This window comes from Stenotrophomonas sp. YJH_SMC_131 (assembly GCF_059367975.1).
Window position 1 is genome coordinate 141588 of the sequence record NZ_JCAFRJ010000004.1, and the last position, 16554, is coordinate 158141.

The 16554-nt window shown below is 66.1% G+C and carries 17 protein-coding genes; 7 read left to right on the forward strand and 10 right to left on the reverse strand.

Going from position 1 to position 16554, the window contains the following annotated elements:
- Positions 1-82 precede the first annotated feature (82 nt).
- The gene (locus AC5P56_RS10250; RefSeq protein ID WP_049407332.1) at positions 83-1036 is read left to right on the forward strand and encodes an alpha/beta fold hydrolase; all 954 of its coding nucleotides are present in this window, start codon (positions 83-85) and stop codon (positions 1034-1036) included.
- Positions 1037-1090: 54 nt separating this feature from the next.
- On the opposite strand, the gene AC5P56_RS10255 is transcribed toward AC5P56_RS10250, so the two are convergent.
- Together AC5P56_RS10255 and AC5P56_RS10260 are read right to left on the reverse strand one after the other, a co-directional pair.
- Positions 1091-2287 carry a GAF domain-containing sensor histidine kinase gene (locus AC5P56_RS10255; RefSeq protein WP_134808863.1) on the reverse strand — a complete coding sequence of 399 codons (1197 nt, stop codon included), beginning with the start codon at positions 2285-2287 and terminating at the stop codon, positions 1091-1093.
- A gap of 54 nt (positions 2288-2341) precedes the next feature.
- Positions 2342-3241, reverse strand: coding sequence for a GlxA family transcriptional regulator (locus tag AC5P56_RS10260; RefSeq protein ID WP_495231606.1), 900 nt, complete (start codon positions 3239-3241; stop codon positions 2342-2344).
- A 155-nt stretch (positions 3242-3396) separates the two neighbouring features.
- Between AC5P56_RS10260 and AC5P56_RS10265 the strand changes: the two genes are divergently transcribed.
- On the forward strand, positions 3397-4200 hold the full coding sequence (locus AC5P56_RS10265; RefSeq protein ID WP_227863779.1) for an SDR family NAD(P)-dependent oxidoreductase: 804 nt from the start codon (positions 3397-3399) through the stop codon (positions 4198-4200).
- Positions 4201-4259: 59 nt separating this feature from the next.
- Here AC5P56_RS10265 and AC5P56_RS10270 read toward each other — a convergent pair whose 3' ends face one another.
- On the reverse strand, positions 4260-6905 hold the full coding sequence (locus AC5P56_RS10270; protein ID WP_495231607.1) for an excinuclease ABC subunit UvrA: 2646 nt from the start codon (positions 6903-6905) through the stop codon (positions 4260-4262).
- Between the two features lie 275 nt (positions 6906-7180).
- Between AC5P56_RS10270 and AC5P56_RS10275 the strand changes: the two genes are divergently transcribed.
- Positions 7181-7435: a hypothetical protein gene (locus AC5P56_RS10275; RefSeq protein WP_014647163.1), complete on the forward strand. Its 255-nt coding sequence runs from the start codon at positions 7181-7183 to the stop codon at positions 7433-7435.
- A complete protein-coding gene (locus tag AC5P56_RS10280) occupies positions 7432-7854 on the forward strand; it encodes a low affinity iron permease family protein (protein ID WP_014647164.1) in 423 nt (140 codons plus the stop codon). Before AC5P56_RS10275 ends, AC5P56_RS10280 begins: the two co-directional genes overlap by 4 nt.
- A gap of 21 nt (positions 7855-7875) precedes the next feature.
- On the opposite strand, the gene AC5P56_RS10285 is transcribed toward AC5P56_RS10280, so the two are convergent.
- Positions 7876-9369: an FAD-dependent oxidoreductase gene (locus AC5P56_RS10285; RefSeq protein WP_495231608.1), complete on the reverse strand. Its 1494-nt coding sequence runs from the start codon at positions 9367-9369 to the stop codon at positions 7876-7878.
- A 225-nt stretch (positions 9370-9594) separates the two neighbouring features.
- On the opposite strand from AC5P56_RS10285, the gene AC5P56_RS10290 reads away from it, so the two are divergent.
- Positions 9595-9825 (forward strand): hypothetical protein, encoded by a 231-nt coding sequence (locus AC5P56_RS10290; RefSeq protein ID WP_241886836.1) that lies wholly within the window; start codon positions 9595-9597, stop codon positions 9823-9825.
- 9 nt (positions 9826-9834) lie between these two features.
- Here AC5P56_RS10290 and AC5P56_RS10295 read toward each other — a convergent pair whose 3' ends face one another.
- The 3 genes from AC5P56_RS10295 to AC5P56_RS10305 all read right to left on the reverse strand — a co-directional run bounded on the left by AC5P56_RS10295 (position 9835) and on the right by AC5P56_RS10305 (position 13162).
- Entirely contained in the window at positions 9835-10284 is a 450-nt protein-coding gene (locus AC5P56_RS10295) for a BLUF domain-containing protein (protein WP_126412216.1), read from the reverse strand.
- Between the two features lie 138 nt (positions 10285-10422).
- Positions 10423-12972 (reverse strand): DNA ligase D, encoded by a 2550-nt coding sequence (gene ligD, locus AC5P56_RS10300; protein WP_495231609.1) that lies wholly within the window; start codon positions 12970-12972, stop codon positions 10423-10425.
- A gap of 13 nt (positions 12973-12985) precedes the next feature.
- Positions 12986-13162, reverse strand: coding sequence for a DUF3606 domain-containing protein (locus tag AC5P56_RS10305; protein ID WP_014647169.1), 177 nt, complete (start codon positions 13160-13162; stop codon positions 12986-12988).
- A gap of 247 nt (positions 13163-13409) precedes the next feature.
- On the opposite strand from AC5P56_RS10305, the gene AC5P56_RS10310 reads away from it, so the two are divergent.
- On the forward strand, positions 13410-13907 hold the full coding sequence (locus tag AC5P56_RS10310) for a YciE/YciF ferroxidase family protein (RefSeq protein ID WP_180834663.1): 498 nt from the start codon (positions 13410-13412) through the stop codon (positions 13905-13907).
- A 39-nt stretch (positions 13908-13946) separates the two neighbouring features.
- On the opposite strand, the gene AC5P56_RS10315 is transcribed toward AC5P56_RS10310, so the two are convergent.
- Genes AC5P56_RS10315 through AC5P56_RS10325 form a run of 3 tightly spaced genes read right to left on the reverse strand, consistent with a single transcriptional unit; the run spans position 13947 to position 15905 of the window.
- Positions 13947-14681, reverse strand: a complete 735-nt coding sequence (locus AC5P56_RS10315; RefSeq protein WP_495231610.1) for a DNA-formamidopyrimidine glycosylase family protein — start codon at positions 14679-14681, stop codon at positions 13947-13949.
- Positions 14674-15441 carry a DUF72 domain-containing protein gene (locus AC5P56_RS10320; RefSeq protein ID WP_495231611.1) on the reverse strand — a complete coding sequence of 256 codons (768 nt, stop codon included), beginning with the start codon at positions 15439-15441 and terminating at the stop codon, positions 14674-14676. The genes AC5P56_RS10315 and AC5P56_RS10320 overlap by 8 nt, the downstream gene beginning before the upstream one ends.
- Entirely contained in the window at positions 15438-15905 is a 468-nt protein-coding gene (locus AC5P56_RS10325; protein ID WP_014647173.1) for a BLUF domain-containing protein, read from the reverse strand. The genes AC5P56_RS10320 and AC5P56_RS10325 overlap by 4 nt, the downstream gene beginning before the upstream one ends.
- 303 nt (positions 15906-16208) lie before the next feature.
- Here AC5P56_RS10325 and AC5P56_RS10330 point away from each other — a divergent pair, with 303 nt between their 5' ends.
- Positions 16209-16532 carry a KGG domain-containing protein gene (locus AC5P56_RS10330; protein WP_495231612.1) on the forward strand — a complete coding sequence of 108 codons (324 nt, stop codon included), beginning with the start codon at positions 16209-16211 and terminating at the stop codon, positions 16530-16532.
- Positions 16533-16554: the final 22 nt, after the last annotated feature.

Below are 16554 nucleotides of genomic sequence, written 5' to 3' on the forward strand. Positions count from 1 at the left end.
AAGAAATCCGGACACTTCATCACCCGGACGCCTGATTGCAGGCGCAAAGTACGTCTCACCACCCACCCATGAGAGTTTCCGCATGAACACCTTCGCCCGTACCCTGGCCGTTGCCGCCCTTGCCCTCTCGGTCCAGGCCGGCCTGTCCGCGCAGGCCGCCGAACCAGCCAAGCCGGCTCCGGTCACCGCCATCGCGCGCACTGCCAGCTACATCACCACCGCCGACGGCGTGCAGCTGTACTACAAGGACTGGGGCCCGAAGGACGGCCCGGTCGTGACCTTCAGCCATGGCTGGCCGTTGAATTCGGACAGCTGGGAGTCGCAGATGATCTTCCTGGCCAACCATGGCTACCGCGTCATCGCGCATGACCGTCGCGGCCACGGGCGCTCCAGCCAGCCGTGGGACGGCAACGACATGGATCACTACGCCGATGACCTGGCCACGGTGATCAACACACTGGACCTGCACGATGTGACCCTGGTGGGCTTCTCCACCGGTGGTGGCGAAGTGGCGCGCTACATCGGCCGGCATGGCACCGGCCGGGTCAAGAAGGCCGTGCTGATCAGCTCGGTGCCGCCGTTCATGCTGAAAACCGCCGACAACCCCAACGGCCTGCCGATCGAAGTGTTCGATGGCATCCGCAAGGCACAGATGGATAACCGCGCGCAGCTGTACCGGGACATTCCGTCGGGCCCGTTCTATGGCTTCAACCGCCCCGGTGCGAAGGTGTCGCAGGGGCTGATCGATGCGTGGTGGGCGCAGGGCATGCAGGGCGGCCACAAGAACACCTACGATTCGATCGCCGCGTTCTCGGCCACCGATTTCCGCGCCGACCTGAAGAAGTTCGATGTCCCCACCCTGGTGATCCACGGTGACGACGACCAGATCGTGCCGATCGATATCTCTGGCCGCCAGTCAGCGAAACTGATCAAGGGTGCCAGGCTGATTGTCTACCCGGGTGCGCCGCATGGCCTGACCGACACCCACAAGGACAAGGTCAATCAGGATCTGCTGACGTTCCTGCAGGAAAAGTGAGTGGCCAGGGCTCCGGCGCGGTGCCGGAGCCCTTCTGTTGCCTGGCGCCCACCTTCATGGACGCGCCGCGGTCGGCATCTGGAATGTGAACACGGTGCCGTCGCTCTCACTCGACTGCACGTCCAGTGTGCCGCCGTGGGACTTGGCAATTTCCGATGCAATGTAGATGCCCAGGCCAAGCCCTGGCCTGGGCAGCTCGCCCTGCTCACGCGAAAACGGGCTGAAAATCGTCCCCAGCCGCTCAGGCGCAATGCAGCCGGCGTTATGCACATCCAGCGTGAGGCGATGGGATGCGGCCTGAACCCTCAGCGTGACTGGGGCGGAGCGCTCGCCGTGCTGGGCTGCGTTGGTCAGCAGGTTGGCCAGCAGCTGCGACAGCCTGCCGGTGTCGCAGACCACGCCACCTTCGATCCGCATCTGGACGTTGATGTCCTGCCGACCGGTAGCGATCGCCACTTCTTCTGCAACCTGTTCAAGCGCCGCCTGCAAGGTGTGGCTTTCCTGGAGCGAGACCGGAATGCCTCCTCCCAGCCGCCCCCTGGCGAAATCAAGCACATCACCGATGAGGCCATCCATCCGGGTGACGCCGGCGGCGATGTGCGCGAGCATCCGCTGCTGGCGCTCGGAAGTTGCCTCACGTTCCAGTGAATCGGCGGCCACGCTGATGGCCTGCAGCGGGCTGCGGAGGTCATGGCCCAGCACCGCGATGAACTGATCGCGCAGATCGGAAACACGCTGTGCCGTTGAAAGGGCTGTCTCTGCCTCCAGCAGCTGATCCTCTTTGTCGAGGTAGTTGCCAACGAGGTCGGCAAGCAGCTCCATGGATCGTTGGACATGCGCCTCATCGAAGTTGCCCGGCGACGAATCAATGGCACACAGGGTGCCGAAGAAACTGCCATCCGGCCGATGGATCGGCACGGAGGCGTAACTCTCCAGCCCATAGATCCTGGGCGTATGGTGTTTGGAATACAGCGGATGTGCACTGGCGTGCGCGAACACCACGGAGGTCGATGACTGCCTGATCTCGTCACAGAGGGTGGTTTCGAGGACCAGCTGCCCGCCCGGAACGAGCCCGAACCCCAGGGTGTCCAGGGTGGCGCAGGCGGTCCACGTGGTTTCTGTCACCCGGGCAATCGCGGTGAATCTTGAGCCTGTGATATGGGCGACGGTTTCAAGGATGCGCGGCACCGCTTCAATACGGCCGATCTCAGCGATGTCATTCAGCAGGTGGGGATCGGTCAGTGTGTGCATGTAGTGGCAGTCGGGCGCAGTGGTGCATCATCCCATGAATTCAGCCATGAACACTCAGTCCGCCCCGCCCCGTGCGTTGCGCCGCAGCGATTGCGGCGGCTGGCCGAAGGCGCGCAGGAAGGCACGTCGCATGCGTTCGGTATCACCGAAGCCCGTTTCAGTCGCCACTTCATCCATCGTGTAGCGGCTCTGCTCGATCAACACGCGAGCGGCCTCCACCCGCAGGCCCTCCACTGCCTTGGCGGGGGATTGCCCGGTTTCCTCGCGGAACGCGCGACTGAACTGGCGGGTGCTCAGATGCGCGGCCTGCGCCAGTTCTTCAACCGACAAGGTGGCGCGCAGATTGCGGCGTGCAAAGGTCAGCGCGTTCTGGATGCGATCAGACCGGGCATCCAGCTCGAGCAGCACCGAATGCTGGGACTGCCCGCCTCCGCGCCGATGGTAGATCACCAGCTTCCGGGCCACCGCCCTGCACAGATCCGCACCGAAGTCCTGCTCGATCATGCCAAGCGCCAGGTCCAGCCCCGCGCTCATGCCGGCGGAGGTCCAGATCGGGCCATCGGTGATGAAGATGCGATCCTCCTCCACCTGCGCGGCGGGAAAGCGCTGCCTGAGCGCACGTGCGTGGAACCAGTGCGTAGTGGCGCGGCGCCCGTCCAGCAACCCCGCTTCGCCGAGAAGGAACGCGCCGGTGCACACCGACGCGGTCCTGCGCGTGCGTGCGGCCGCGTGACGGATCGGATCGATCAGCGCGCCGCTGGACGGGGCTGGCTCCAGCAGGCCGGCCACGATCATGGTATCCAGCGGCTGCTGCGCAAGCGGCGCTGTCTGCATGGCCATGCCAAGCGAGCTGGGCACCAGCCCGCCCTGTTCGGACAGCATGTGCAGATCGTAAAGGCGCGCGTCTTCGGTGGCATTGGCCAGTTCGAAGGCGGACGCCGCGGCGATCGCCATGGTCTGGAATCCGGCGGGCAGGACAAATCCAACACTGGGCATGACGGTTTTTCAGGGGTGGCCGTAAACGAGGTATATACGACATTTACGACACGTACAAGCCGGCCTAGATTTCCCCTGACCCCGGCGACGTTCGCCGGTTCGGACTGACCTCTGTGAACGACCCTACCCATCACGGCACCGCACTCATCACTGGCGCATCGTCCGGCATCGGGGCGATCTATGCCGATCGCCTGGCCCACGCCGGCCATGACCTGATCCTGGTCGCGCGACGCGCCGACCGCCTGCGCCAACTGGCCGAAGCGCTGGCCCGCAGCACCGGCCGCACGGTGGACATCGTCGCCGCGGACCTGACCACCTCCGACGGGCGTGCCGAAGTTGAAAAGGTCATTCAAGGCCGAGCGGATATCCAGGTGCTGGTCAACAATGCCGGTATCGGCGCTACGGCGCCCCTGCTGCAGTCGGATATCGGCGAGATGGAGCGCATGATCACGCTCAACGTGAACGCCGCGATGCGCCTGGCCTACGCCGCAGCGCCGGTGTTTGTGGCACGTGGCCGGGGCACGATCATCAACATCGCCTCCATCGTCGCGCTGGCACCGGAGCTGCTCAACGGGGTCTACGCGGGAAGCAAGGCGTTCGTGCTGGCGTTCTCGCAGTCGCTCCACCATGAGCTGGCCGACAAGGGCGTGCGCGTCCAGGTCGTCCTGCCGGGTGCCACCGCGACGGACTTCTGGCACCTTTCCGGCCTGCCGGTGGAGCACCTGCCACAGGGCATCGTGATGAGCGCCGAAGACATGGTGGATGCGTCCCTGGCCGGGCTGGCGCAGGGTGAGCTTGTGACCATTCCCGCGCTTCCGGACATCGCTGAGTGGGACGCCTTCGAGCACGCACGCAAGGCGATGGCACCGGGCCTTTCGCTCGCGCAGCCGGCGCCGCGCTATGTGAGCGGCGCCTGATCGGCGAACGGCTTGCAGCTGCCCGGCGTGGTGGAGTGCGATAGCCGGGGATGACGTCGCTACAGCGCCAGTTCCCTGGCAAGGAACGGCGCCGTCCTGCTGTCCTTGGCGCGGGCCACCTGGCGTGGCGTACCCTTCGCCACGATGGTTCCACCTGCGCCGCCTGCGCCCGGGCCGACGTCAATCACCCAGTCGGCCTGTGCGACAGAACGCATGTCGTGCTCGATCATCACCACGGTGTTTCCCGCGTCCACCAGCCGCTGCAACTGCACCAGCAGCCTGTCTGCGTCCAACGCATGCAGGCCGGTGGTGGGTTCGTCCAGTACATAGAGCGTGCGGCCGCGTTGGCTGCGCTGCAGCTCGGTCGCCAGCTTGATGCGTTGCGCCTCGCCCCCTGAAAGCTCCGTGGCCGGCTGGCCGAGCCTGAGATAGCCCAGGCCGATCTCCTGCAGCAGCTGCAGCGGCCGCGCGATGGCTTCCTCACCGGCGAAAAATGCCTGTGCCTGGTCGACCGTCATCTGCAGGACTTCGGCAATGTTGCGGCCGTTCCACAACACCTTCAGCGTGGCCTCGTTGTAGCGGGCGCCATGGCAGGCGGGGCATGGCGCATAGACACTGGGCATGAACAGCAGTTCGACGCATACGAAACCCTCGCCTTCGCAGGTCTCGCACCGGCCCTTGGCTACGTTGAACGAGAAGCGACCTGCATCGAAGCGGCGGCGTCGCGCGTCGGGGGTCGCGGCGAACAGCTTGCGGACGTGATCGAACAGGCCGGTATAGGTGGCCAGGTTGGAGCGTGGCGTGCGGCCGATCGGTTTCTGGTCCACCTGCACCACGCGCTGGATGGCATCCACGGCTCCGGCAAGCTGGCCCCGCGTCGCTTCGATCACGGTTGGCCCGTCCTCGGGCGTACTGTCGGCGCTGTCGTCCACGGGCTCGTGCCCCAGGTGCAGCAGCATCAGCTCGGGCAGCGCCTGCGCCATCAGGCTGGACTTGCCCGATCCGGAAATGCCGGTCACTGCGGTCAGCACTCCCAGCGGCAGCTGCGCGTCCACGCCCTGCAGGTTGTGGCGGTGGATGCCCTTCAGCTCCAGCCAGCGGTCGGCGCTGCGTTGCCGGCTGGCAGGCGCAGGCACCTGGTCGAACAGGTACCGCGCGGTGCGCGAGTCCTCGATGCGGCGCAGGCCGTCGGGCTCGCCACTGTAGAGAACGCGCCCGCCGTGCTCGCCCGCTTGCGGTCCCACGTCCACCAGCCACTGTGCACGTCGCATCAGCTCCAGATCGTGTTCAACGACGAACACCGAGTTGCCGCCATCGCGCAGCCGGTCCAGCGCGTCGTACAGCGCTTGGCTGTCGGCCGGATGCAGGCCGGCCGAGGGCTCATCGAGCACGTACAGCACACCAAACAGCAACGAGCTGAGCTGTGTGGCCAGCCGCAGGCGCTGCAGTTCGCCGGCCGACAGGGTGGGCGTGGCGCGATCCAGCGAGAGATACCCCAGGCCCAGCTCGCGCAGCTGCCGTACCCGCGCCATGACCCCACCCGCCAGTCGCTGCGCGGCCAGGCGTTTTTCCTCCGACAGGGCCGAGGTCAGCCGCACATCGGGCGCGCCCTCGTGGGTCGCACGGCCAGTGGCTGCGCGCTTGGCGCGATCGCGGGGCGTCGCACTCCTGCGGGTGCGTGCGCCGTGGCTGTGTGCACTGAAGTCGCCCTGCGCGATGGGCTCGAGCAGCCCGGCCAGTTGATCCAGCGGCAGCCGCATGAATTCACCGATGTCCACACCGGCAAAGGTGACCGAAAGCGCTTCGGGCTTCAGTCGCTTGCCCTGGCAGGCGGGGCACAGCTTGCCTTCCATGTAGCGCGAGACACGCTTGCGCATCAGCGCGCTCTGAGTGTTGGCGAAGGTGTGCAGCACGTAGCGACGGGCGCCGGTGTAGGTGCCCATGTAACTGGGCTCCAGCTTGCGCTTGAGTGCGGCACGCGTCTCGGCAGGCGTGAAGCCGGCATAGACGGGCACGGTCGGCGTGTCCTCGGTGAACAGGATCCACTCCCGGTCCTTCTTCGGCAGCTTCTTCCACGGCACGTCGATGTCGTAGCCCAGGGTGACCAGGATGTCGCGCAGGTTCTGGCCATGCCAGGCCGGCGGCCAGGAGGCGATGGCGCGCTCGCGGATGCTCAGCGACGGGTCCGGCACCATCAGCGCTTCGGTCACTTCGTAGACGTGGCCCAGCCCATGGCAGGTGCTGCAGGCCCCCTGCGGCGTATTGGGCGAGAAGTCCTCGGCGTACAGCATGGGCTGGTGGGCCGGGTACGCGCCTGCACGCGAATACATCATGCGTACCAGGCTGGACAGCGTGGTCACGCTGCCCACCGATGAACGTGCGTTGCTGGCACCGCGCTGCTGCTGCAGGGCCACCGCCGGCGGCAGGCCGTCGATGGCATCCACGTCGGGCACGCCCGCCTGGTCGATCAGGCGGCGCGCATACGGTGCGACGGATTCGAAGTAGCGCCGCTGGGCCTCGGCGAAGACCGTGCCGAACGCCAGCGAGGATTTGCCCGAACCCGATACCCCGGAGAACACCACCAGCGCATTGCGTGGAATGGAGACGTCGACGTTCTTCAGGTTGTGCTCGCGTGCGCCGCGGACCTCGATGCAGCCGCTGGCCGCGGCTGCGCATGACGACTCGCCAAAGGGGGTGTTGGACATCTTCGCGATCCTGCTGCCAATCAGTGGAATACGTGCATGCGCACACGGGCGGTTATTGTCGCTGTTGCAGGGTGAATGGAGTGAGGGGATGTGTGATTGCGTGCAGCGTCGGAACACCAGGTGGCCGACGCCAACCGCGCCACGCGGCTGATTGTTAACCTGCATTGGCTGAAGGCTTGACGCCACGTTGCCGCACCCTTGATGCAGCCGCTCACAGTGCGGCTCCTATGCTGGGCCCGCCACTACGGCAGTGGGACCCAACCTGGAGATTCACCATGCAACGCGATCAGAAAGACCTGCCCCACCCGGACCCGGAAGCACAGCGCACCGATCCGGTCAGCCCGCTTCAGGCCAAGCTGCATAACCATCGCAATCATGAAGAGGCGTTGCAGGAGACGTTCCCGGCCAGTGACCCGATCTCGCCCTTCGTCGCAGCCCCGACGCCCGACGAGCAGGCCGCGCGCCTGGGTGAGCGGGTCAAACTGCCAGACCGCGAAACGGATGAGGAGGCCGGCGGAGGGGAGCAGTGATCCGGCGCGGCTTTGCACGCGTCGCGGCGGCCACGGCGCGGTTGTCCGGCAGTCTTGGGGCATTCGTCGCGGCACTGGGGGTGATCATCGCCTGGGCCGCCAGCGGGCCGGCCTTCCACTTCAATGACACCTGGCAGCTGGTGGTCAACACGGGCACCACCATCGTGACGTTCCTGATGGTATTCCTGATCCAGCATACCCAGAACGCTGACACCGCTGCGCTGCACATCAAGCTGGATGAGCTGATCCGGGTCAGCAAGGACGCCAACCAGGAGCTGCTGAACCTGGAATCGATGGAGCCGGCCCATCTTGAAGAGATACGCCAGCGCTACGAGGCACTGGCGAAGACCGCTGCAGACATCAAGTCCAAGAAGGAGCGCTGCATGCCCTGCGAAGCGGATGCAACCGCCGAAGCCTGAGGTCACCGCTGCGGCGGCGGCCTACAGCGCCGCCGGTGTGAGGCCCTGCCTGGCGGGGCCCTCCAGCAGGGCCCCGGTGGCGGAAAAGCGGCTGCCGTGGCACGGGCAGTCCCATGTGCGTTCATGGCCATTCCATTGGACGACGCACTTGAGGTGCGGGCACAGCGCCGACATTGCGTGCAGCTGGCCATCATCATCGCGGTAGATCGCGGTGCGCTCTCCGCCCACGTCCAGCAGCGCACCGCACCCGCGGCCCAGCTCGCTGGGAGCGCGCGACCCCGCGGTTTCAAGGCGATCGCCCACCATGTGCCGCGCAACCGTGGCGTTGGTGCGGGCCCAGCCTGCAGCCGAGCGCAGCGGAGTAAAGCGCATGGGGCTGAGCAGCTGCTCGATCTCGCTGGTCGTTCCCGTGATTCCCTCCGTGATCGCGCGCGCGGCCACGCCCGCCCAGGTCAATCCGTCCGGCCCATAGCCGGTAGCGACCCATACATTGTCGTGCGCGCTGCTGCCGATGTAGGGCAGCTGATCCGCGGCCCGGAACTGCTGCGCGGACCAGCACAGCGGCTCGCCCTGCACGCTGAAGTTGCGACGCGCGTCGGCGACCAGATGCTGGGCCGGATCCATCGCCGGGGTTTCGCCAGTGCGATGTGTCTCCCCGACCAGCACCAGCCAGTCGCGGCCATCAGCGCCATGCACCCCGCGCAGCGAGCGGTGCCGGTCGGCGATCCAGTGAATGCCTGCCGCTGGCGGATTGGCCACCGGTACCGCTACGCCGTATTCGCGGTACACCTCCATTTCGGCCTGCACCAGGTTGAATCCTGCTGGCGAGTGGGTGGCCAGCACAAAGTGCCTGGCATGAATGCGGGCACCAGGGGCCGTCGCCACTCCGGCTGAAGCCTCGATGCGGGTGATCCGGGTCCAGTCGTGGATGCGCACGCGGCCCACCAGATGACGGGCCAGTTCCCTGCAGAACGCCGCCGGATGCAACTGCGCCTGGTCGGGAACGCGGAAAGCGTGGGCCAAGGTGAACGGCAGCCCGGATTGGCGGTGCTCGCAATGCAGGCCAACGCGTTGGTAGGCCTGCAGCTCGCGTTCGAACTGCGCCGTGGCCTCGCGCGAACGCTCCTGCACGCCGTACTGCATGGCCACGCGCTCGAAGCCACAGTGCAGATCGTAGCGGTGGACCAGTGTTTCGATGGAACGCAGCGCGTGTTGCCGCCACTGCACGACACGACGTGCCGTGTCACCGCCCCAACGCGCGATCAGGTCTGCCATCCGGGACACGGGAGCGTAAAGATTGCCGGTTGACATCACCGTGTTGCGCCCGCCGATGGGGCCGGCATCCACCACCACCACATCCAGGCCGCTGTCGGCCAAGCGGGCGGCGGTCAACAGGCCGGTCATGCCTGCACCGACCACGAGCACGTCCGCGCGCGTGGCCCCGGCGAGAGGGCGGAAGCCGTGCGGATCGGAGTCAGCTGACCATAAGCTGGCGCGCGGGGACGGGTCGGCCATGAAAAGGATCCTTGCAGATTCATCGGAGAGCCTTCCCTGATACGCCCTGCCGGGTGAAACGACGGTGGCGTGCCCGTGCAGGAAATCCTCACGTGCGTGGCGGTGCCGCGGTGAGGATCAAGACGGGGTGAGTGCCGCATGGACACGATGCCTGCGTCGCCTGTGCGAACCGCGACCCTCTGCTTGCAGCGTGGTTGCTAACGTGGCTGCATGGAGGGCCAGGCAGTGAGCACGCACCTGGAAATCGACCTGATGATCGCGCAACTGGAGGAAATGCTGCCCACCTGGGCGGCGTTCTATCCCGAGCCGCAGTTCATCCGCATGCTCGCCGAGGCGCTGGACTACATCGCTGCCAGTGCTGACCCGGATGCCCGCCTGTACTGCGTGATGCGCACCGGGCACCTCGATTTGTGCAGCGGCGAGATCCCCTGGGCGGCGCGGTATGGAGACCGCTAGGCCGATCGATCACGCCGCGACGGCATAGGGTTCCACCAACCTGGCCAGGACATCCATCGCCGTCTCGGTTGGCGCATCGTCACCGGTCCGCTGGGCGAACCCTGACCAGTCTGCGCGGGCAAGACTCTTCAACTGCTCGGGTTGCGTCGGCAGCCAGCGCATCGGCCAGAACGGGAGACGCCGGTTGCCTACCCTGCCGCGCTGCAGTTCGATCAGTCCCGTGTGGCTTGTAGCACCGAGTACCCGCGAGTACGCCACATTCAAGCCATCTTCGGGTCCTTCCATGTACTGCAGGAAACGGGCGCCATCGAACAGCAGTACGCCGGTAACGCCGGCATTCCGGTTGAAGCGGGAGGCATCATCGACCAGGTCGTCCAGCTTCCCGCTGCGCAGGCCCAAAGGATCACCCGCAACGGCCGGGCCCGCTTCACTTATGTATGCGACTGCCCTGATCGGCATTGGCTGCTCCTGTAGCGAATCCCCCCAGATTCCGTATCGCAAGCATAGGCCAACCGCGCCGACGATATGTTCCGGCCCTGTGTATTCTGCGAATCAGTTGGGTTCGGGCTGACAGACGGTACGCAGCACGGGCCTGGCCTACGGGTCTGCCCGGGCCCATCGGGCGAGATTCTGCTTCACTTCCGCGATGCCGGCCCAAGGGTCCTTGCGGCGACGTCTGAGCTTTGCGGGCACGTCCTTGATCGTGAAGGCGTCGGCGCGCTTGAGTTTCGCCAGATCACCCCAGGCGATCGGCAGTGCCACCGGTGCGCCCGGCCGGGCGCGCAACGAATAGGACGCGACCGCCGTTGCACCGCGCCCATTGCGCAGATAGTCGACGAAGATCCGCTTGTTGCGCAGGCTCTTGGTGGCGGTTGCCAGGAACCGCTGCGGTTCGGACTGTGCCAATGCATCGGCGAAACCCTTCGCAAAACGCTTGGTCAGGTCCCAATCGCACCCTGGGTTGAGCGGCACGACCACGTGCAGGCCCTTGCCGCCGGAGACTCGCAGGAACGATTCCAGCTCCAGCTGCGCCAGCAGTTTCCGGATGTCGGTTGCCGCTTTCTTGACTTCGGCAAAGGGCACATCCGGTCCGGGATCCAGATCGAACACCACCCGGTCGGCCCTGTCGGGCGCCTCGGCGTGGCTGCCCCAAGGGTGGAACTCCAACGCGTTGAACTGCACCAGTTCCAGCAGGCTGGCTGCGTCCCGCACCACCAGGTAATGGGCGTTGATGCCGCTTTCCTCCTTCAGCCTTACCGGATCGACCAGCGCCAGCCCGGCCGTATGGTGTTTCTGGAAGAAGCAGGGCTTTGCGGTGCCACTGGGGCAGCGGATGATCGACAGCGGACGATCCACCACCTCGGGCAGGAGGTGCTCCATCACTGCTGCGTAGTAATCCCACACGTCCTGCTTGGTGTAGCCGTCGCCGGGAAACAGGATCTTGCCTGGGGACGACAGCACGGGGGGCGCGCGATCCGTTGCCGGCGCCCTTTCCACCCGGCGCCCACGCCGCGCGGGCGCTTGCGACCGCGCAGCGGCCGGGGCCGCTCCGGCGCGATCGGAATCGGCGAGGTCGGCGATATCCTTGTCCGCCCGCACCGCCTTCAGCGACGCCTGGCGCAACAGTTGCTGCCCACCGATTCCGCGGTAGAAGACCTCCACCACGAAACGCGGTTCGAACCAGGTCGCAGCGCGCAGATCGGTGTCTTGCGTGGGCACGTACGCGGTTGGCTTGCGGCTGCCGCCGCCCTTGATGCGCTTGCTGATGTCGCCAATCAGTTCATCCGAGAACCCGGACCCGACGCGCCCTGCGTAGAGCCAGCCATGCGTTGCGTCTGGCCGGGCCAGCAGCAGCGAACCAAAGCCGGTGCGGCTGCCTTTGGGTGCGGTGTAGCCCACCACCGCGAACTCGTCGCTGGCCAGCTGCTTCGTCTTGCGCCAGTCCTCGCTGCGGCCGCTGTGGTAGCTGCGATCGGCGCGCTTGGAGATGATGCCCTCGAAGTGCTGCTCACCGGCCAAGCGGTAGGCCTCCTCACCATCTCCCTGCACATGCGAACTGAAGGCCAATGGGCTGCCCTGCCCCTCCAGCACCGATTGCAGCAAGGCCTTGCGCTCAAGCAGGGGCGCATCGGCCACATCCACGCCATCAAGATGCAGCAGATCGAACAGCGCATACGTCAGGACGCCTTGCTTCTCGCCGGAAAGCGTGGCCTGCAGCAGGTTGAAGTCTTCCTTGGTGCCGGCGCCGGCGATCAGCTCGCCGTCCAGTGCCGCCGAAGTCAGGCCCAGGGCCGCGATCGCATCACGTATTTCGGGAAGTTTGGCGGTCCATTCCAGCGCGTTCCGTGACCACAGCTGCACGCTGCCCTCAGCCACCGTAGCAAGGATGCGGTACCCGTCCCATTTGATCTCATGCACCCACTGCCCGCCCTGGGGCGGCGCTTCGCCCAGCTTGGCCAACTGCGGCTCAAACGGCCCGGACGGCGCTGCCGCCCTTTTCGCCTTGCTGAGCGCCAGGGCCTTCTTCGCCCAGTTCTTTCGCCGGGCGCGTCTGGCAGGTACCGCCGTCAGCCGCTTCTTCGCGGCCTTGCCAGCGCCGGCACGCTTCAGATCCTCCGGTGGCGCTTCAGCGACGTCCCCCAGCAGATCGTCTGCCTCGATATCGCTGGCAAATCCGTCGTCGTCCTTGAACAGCAGCCACTGTGGCTGGCGCGCGGGCTTTCCCGACCGGACCAGATGCCAGCCGCCTTTCAACTTGGTACCGAACAGCTCGAAGCGCAGATGGCCCTTGGCGAGCTGGGCTTCCGGATCGCCCTGCGTGGCCCATACACCGTGGTCAAACTGGGCGACATGGCCGCCGCCGTACTGGCCCTTGGGAATATCACCCTCGAACGCCGCGTAGTCCACCGGGTGGTCTTCCACTTCCACCGCCATGCGCTTGACCTTCGGGTCGTAACTGGGGCCTTTGGGCACCGCCCAGCTCTTCAGCGCATCGCCAACCTGCAGGCGGAAGTCATAGTGCCTGCGGCTGGCATGATGCAGCTGCACCACGAAAATGGCGCGCTGGCCTTTCGGCAGCGCCTTGCCCGGCTCGGGCTCCTTGGTCTGGTCAAAACGACGCTTGCGGCGATACTCGACCAGGGACATGGCCAGCTCCGCGCTATTTGCCCAGGTGCTTCCGGACAGCAACCGCCGTGGGCCCGACTGCCGCGACGGCCGCGCGAAGTTCGTCGGCGGACACGCCCAGCGTCGTGGTCCAGTACCGCAGTTCGTAATCCTCATTGACGTTGATGCGGTCCCGGTCCGGGCTGCCGGCGTTGTTCTTGTCATCGCTCATGGGAGTCTCCAGCGTGATCGGGGGTGAACTGACCGTACCGGCCATTCCATGGGCACGGAGCGATGCCACTGTGAAGCCATGGCGAAGGCCGCCGGCACGGCGTCCTGCCGATGCGCGAAAGACGCTGCTTCGTGAAGGCAGCGCGCAGGGTCCGCGTGGGAATTCACATGCCGCCTTCACTCCTTCCCCGCCTGATCGCAACCGGACGGGACCTACTCTCAGCACTCCATTCACAGCGGAGCCCAGCATGGCTATCAAGACGGCGGAAGATCTGTTCATCCACGAGCTCTCGGACATCTACAGCGCCGAGAAGCAGCTGACCAAGGCGCTTCCGCGCCTGGCCCGTGCGGCCGATAATCCGGATCTGGCCGCAGCGTTCGAAACGCACCTGGAAGAAACCCAGGGGCAGATCGAGCGCATCGACCAGGTGGTCGAGGTGCTCGGCATCCGCCTGAAGCGCATCAAGTGCGCGGCGATGGAAGGCCTGGTCGAGGAAGGCAAGGAGGTGATCGACAGCATCGACAAGGGGCCGGTGCGCGATGCTGCCCTGATCGGTGGCGCGCAGAAGGTCGAGCATTATGAAATAGCCTCCTACGGCACCATCGCCGCGCTGGCCAAGCAGCTGGGCTACAAGGATGCCCTGCCGTTGCTGCTGGAGACGCTGGAGGAAGAAAAGGCGACCGATGAGAAGCTGACCCTGCTGGCCAAGGGCGGCGGCAATGCCAAGGCCGCGCAGGCCGCCTGAGTCGAATCGCATGCCCCTCGGCCGCCATGGAAGGCGGCCTCAGGGTGGGTAGAGCACCTGATCGTTTGGGCAGAAGAACGTGCGTCGCCGCGTCGTACCCATGTACAGCTTGCTGATGGGGCCACCGCAGAGCGGGCACACCTTTCGCGTATGCACCTGCCAGTGCTTCTTCAATTCGAAGCGCCGTTTCCATTCCAGGAAGTCGAAGCTGTAGGCACGGGCCTGGTTGATCAGGGCGGTGAGCTTGCGCGGTGGCAGGTCGCCCAGTCGCGTGGCCGGATGCACGCGGATGCGGAACAGCACCTCATTCTTGATGATATTGCCGACGCCCGCGAAGATCGTCTGGTCCAGAAGCGCATCACAGACCAGGGTGTCCGGCAGTGCCTTCAGCTTGCGCCGGGCCAGTTTTGGATCCCAGGCGTCGTTCATCACGTCCGCCCGCCAGTCGTAGACGTCGTCCAACGGCTGGTCGATCAGTCGGACGGAACACGCGTAGAAATTCAGTTCCCCGTTGTCGAATGCCAGCGACACCCGTGCAGGAGCTGGCTTCCGTTCGTCGATGCGCCAGCTGCCGAACATCATCAGATGGATGCGCAGCGTGTTGTGGCTGAACTCCAGCAGGAAGTGCTTGCCCCAGCTGCGAACCGCCTTGACCCTGCGTCCCTGCAGCGGTGACAGGTCGATGCGGCTGTTGCCGGAGACGCCGCGCACGACGTGACCCTTGAAGCGGCTGGCGGCTTCGCGCAGCAGGACAATGGACGGGCCCTCAGGCATGCGCGTTCTCCTGCAGCAGTGCCTGCAGGTGCAGGGCGTTGCCGGTCGCGTGGCCCAGCGCGGTGTTGTCCAGTACGCACCAGGCGCGGCGCTGCGCAGCGGCTTCACGCTGCAGGTGCTGGGCCAGCCCCGCCAGCGCCTGTTCGCTGTAGGGGCTGCGATAGATCTGCGGCTGCCCGTGCCAGCGCCAGTAGCTCCACGTGCGGTCACCGCCCGGGACAGCTGCTGCCGGTACCCGGGCCGGGTCAGCCGCGACCCGTGCGATGCCATGGTCGCTCAGCAGCGTATCGACCTCCGCAGTGAACCAGCTGGGATGGCGCGGTTCGCAGCCGACATCAACCGAGGTGCGTGCGCGCAGTCCGTGCAGGAATGCCTTTACGGTTGCCGGCTCATACGCCAGGCTGGGCGGCAGCTGGAGCAGCAGCGGCCCCAGCCGGTCCCCCAGCGCGATCACGCCATCAAGGAACAGCGCCAGCGGCTGCATCGCGTCGCGCAGCCGGCGTTCATGGCTGATCACGCGCGGCAGTTTCACCGCGAAGCGGAAACCCGCGGGCACGCTCGCCGCCCACCGGGCGTAGGTCGCCGCCTGGTGGGGGCGGTAGAACGAGGAATTGATCTCGACCATCGGCAGGCGGGTGGCATAGCGCTGCAGTACGCTGTCGCCTGCGCCGAACGCCGCCTGCGCCGCGCGCGACAGCGACCAGCCTGCGCAGCCGATCCGTACATGTCCTGGCGTGCCCGGGGCGCCGGCTGCGCTCATCGTGCTACCGGTCCGTCCGGCTCCAGCAACCGGCCATCGCCGGCGCCTGGCGGCGCCTGCGCCACCGATTGCAGTCGATCAAGCGCACTGGTGCCAGGAGCGAGCGCGGAGGCGCTGCGCACGAAGCCGGTCCAGTCGGAGATCGCGATCTTTCCCAGCGCCAGCTCATCCACGCGCACGCTGTGCATGCGCCAGTGCGGGAACTGACGCCGCCCCACCCTGCCCCGGTTGAGTTCGACCAGACCGTTGTGGCTGCCGGCCGCCAGGATGCGGGTGTACGCCGCGCTGACACCGGACTCCGGGCCTTCGAGGTATTGCAGGAAGCGCGTGCCGTCGAACAGGAGGACGCCGGTCACATCAACCGACTCGTTGAACAGCATCGCGTCCGCGACAAGCTGCTGCAGCCGTTCTGCAGTCAGGTTTCGGGTGGCTTCACTTACATATGCAATGGCACGAAGAGGCATGACAGCACCGGGTTGTTGCAGATGGCTCTACCTTAGCGGTGCGGATCAAACGCGCGGTGACACCGGCGTGGAGGCGGCGTTGAACCTGTACGTGCCAACGCCGCGCTGCGTTGACACCCGGCTCGAGCACCACGACCGGCATGCCGTGTCTTCCGCCGATGGATTTGCTTTCGTGGAGAATGCATGAGGAAGCGCGTGCCTGCGCATGACATCACGTTGGCGGTGGTGCCACCGCCGTCTAGCGGCGGATCTGGAAGATGGTCGCTGCCGCCAATCGGGCGGCTCACTCCAAGGAGACTTTCCATGGCCAACCAGAACCAGAACCAGGGCAGCAGCAACCGCGGCTTCGCTTCGATGGACGAAGACAAGCAGCGCGAGATCGCCGCCAAGGGCGGCCGCGCCGCGCATGAGTCGGGCAGCGCCCATGAATTCAGCTCTGAAGAAGCGCGCGAAGCCGGTCGCAAGGGCGGCGAAGCGGTGAGCCAGGATCGCCAGCACATGGCCGACATCGGCCGCGAAGGCGGCCAGAACAGCCATGGCGGCGGCAACCAGGGTGGCAACCAGGGCGGTCGGCAGCAGCAGCAGGAACGTGGTGGCAACAACAACCGCGGTGGCCAGCAGCGTTGATCGAGACTGACCGGTTGCACCC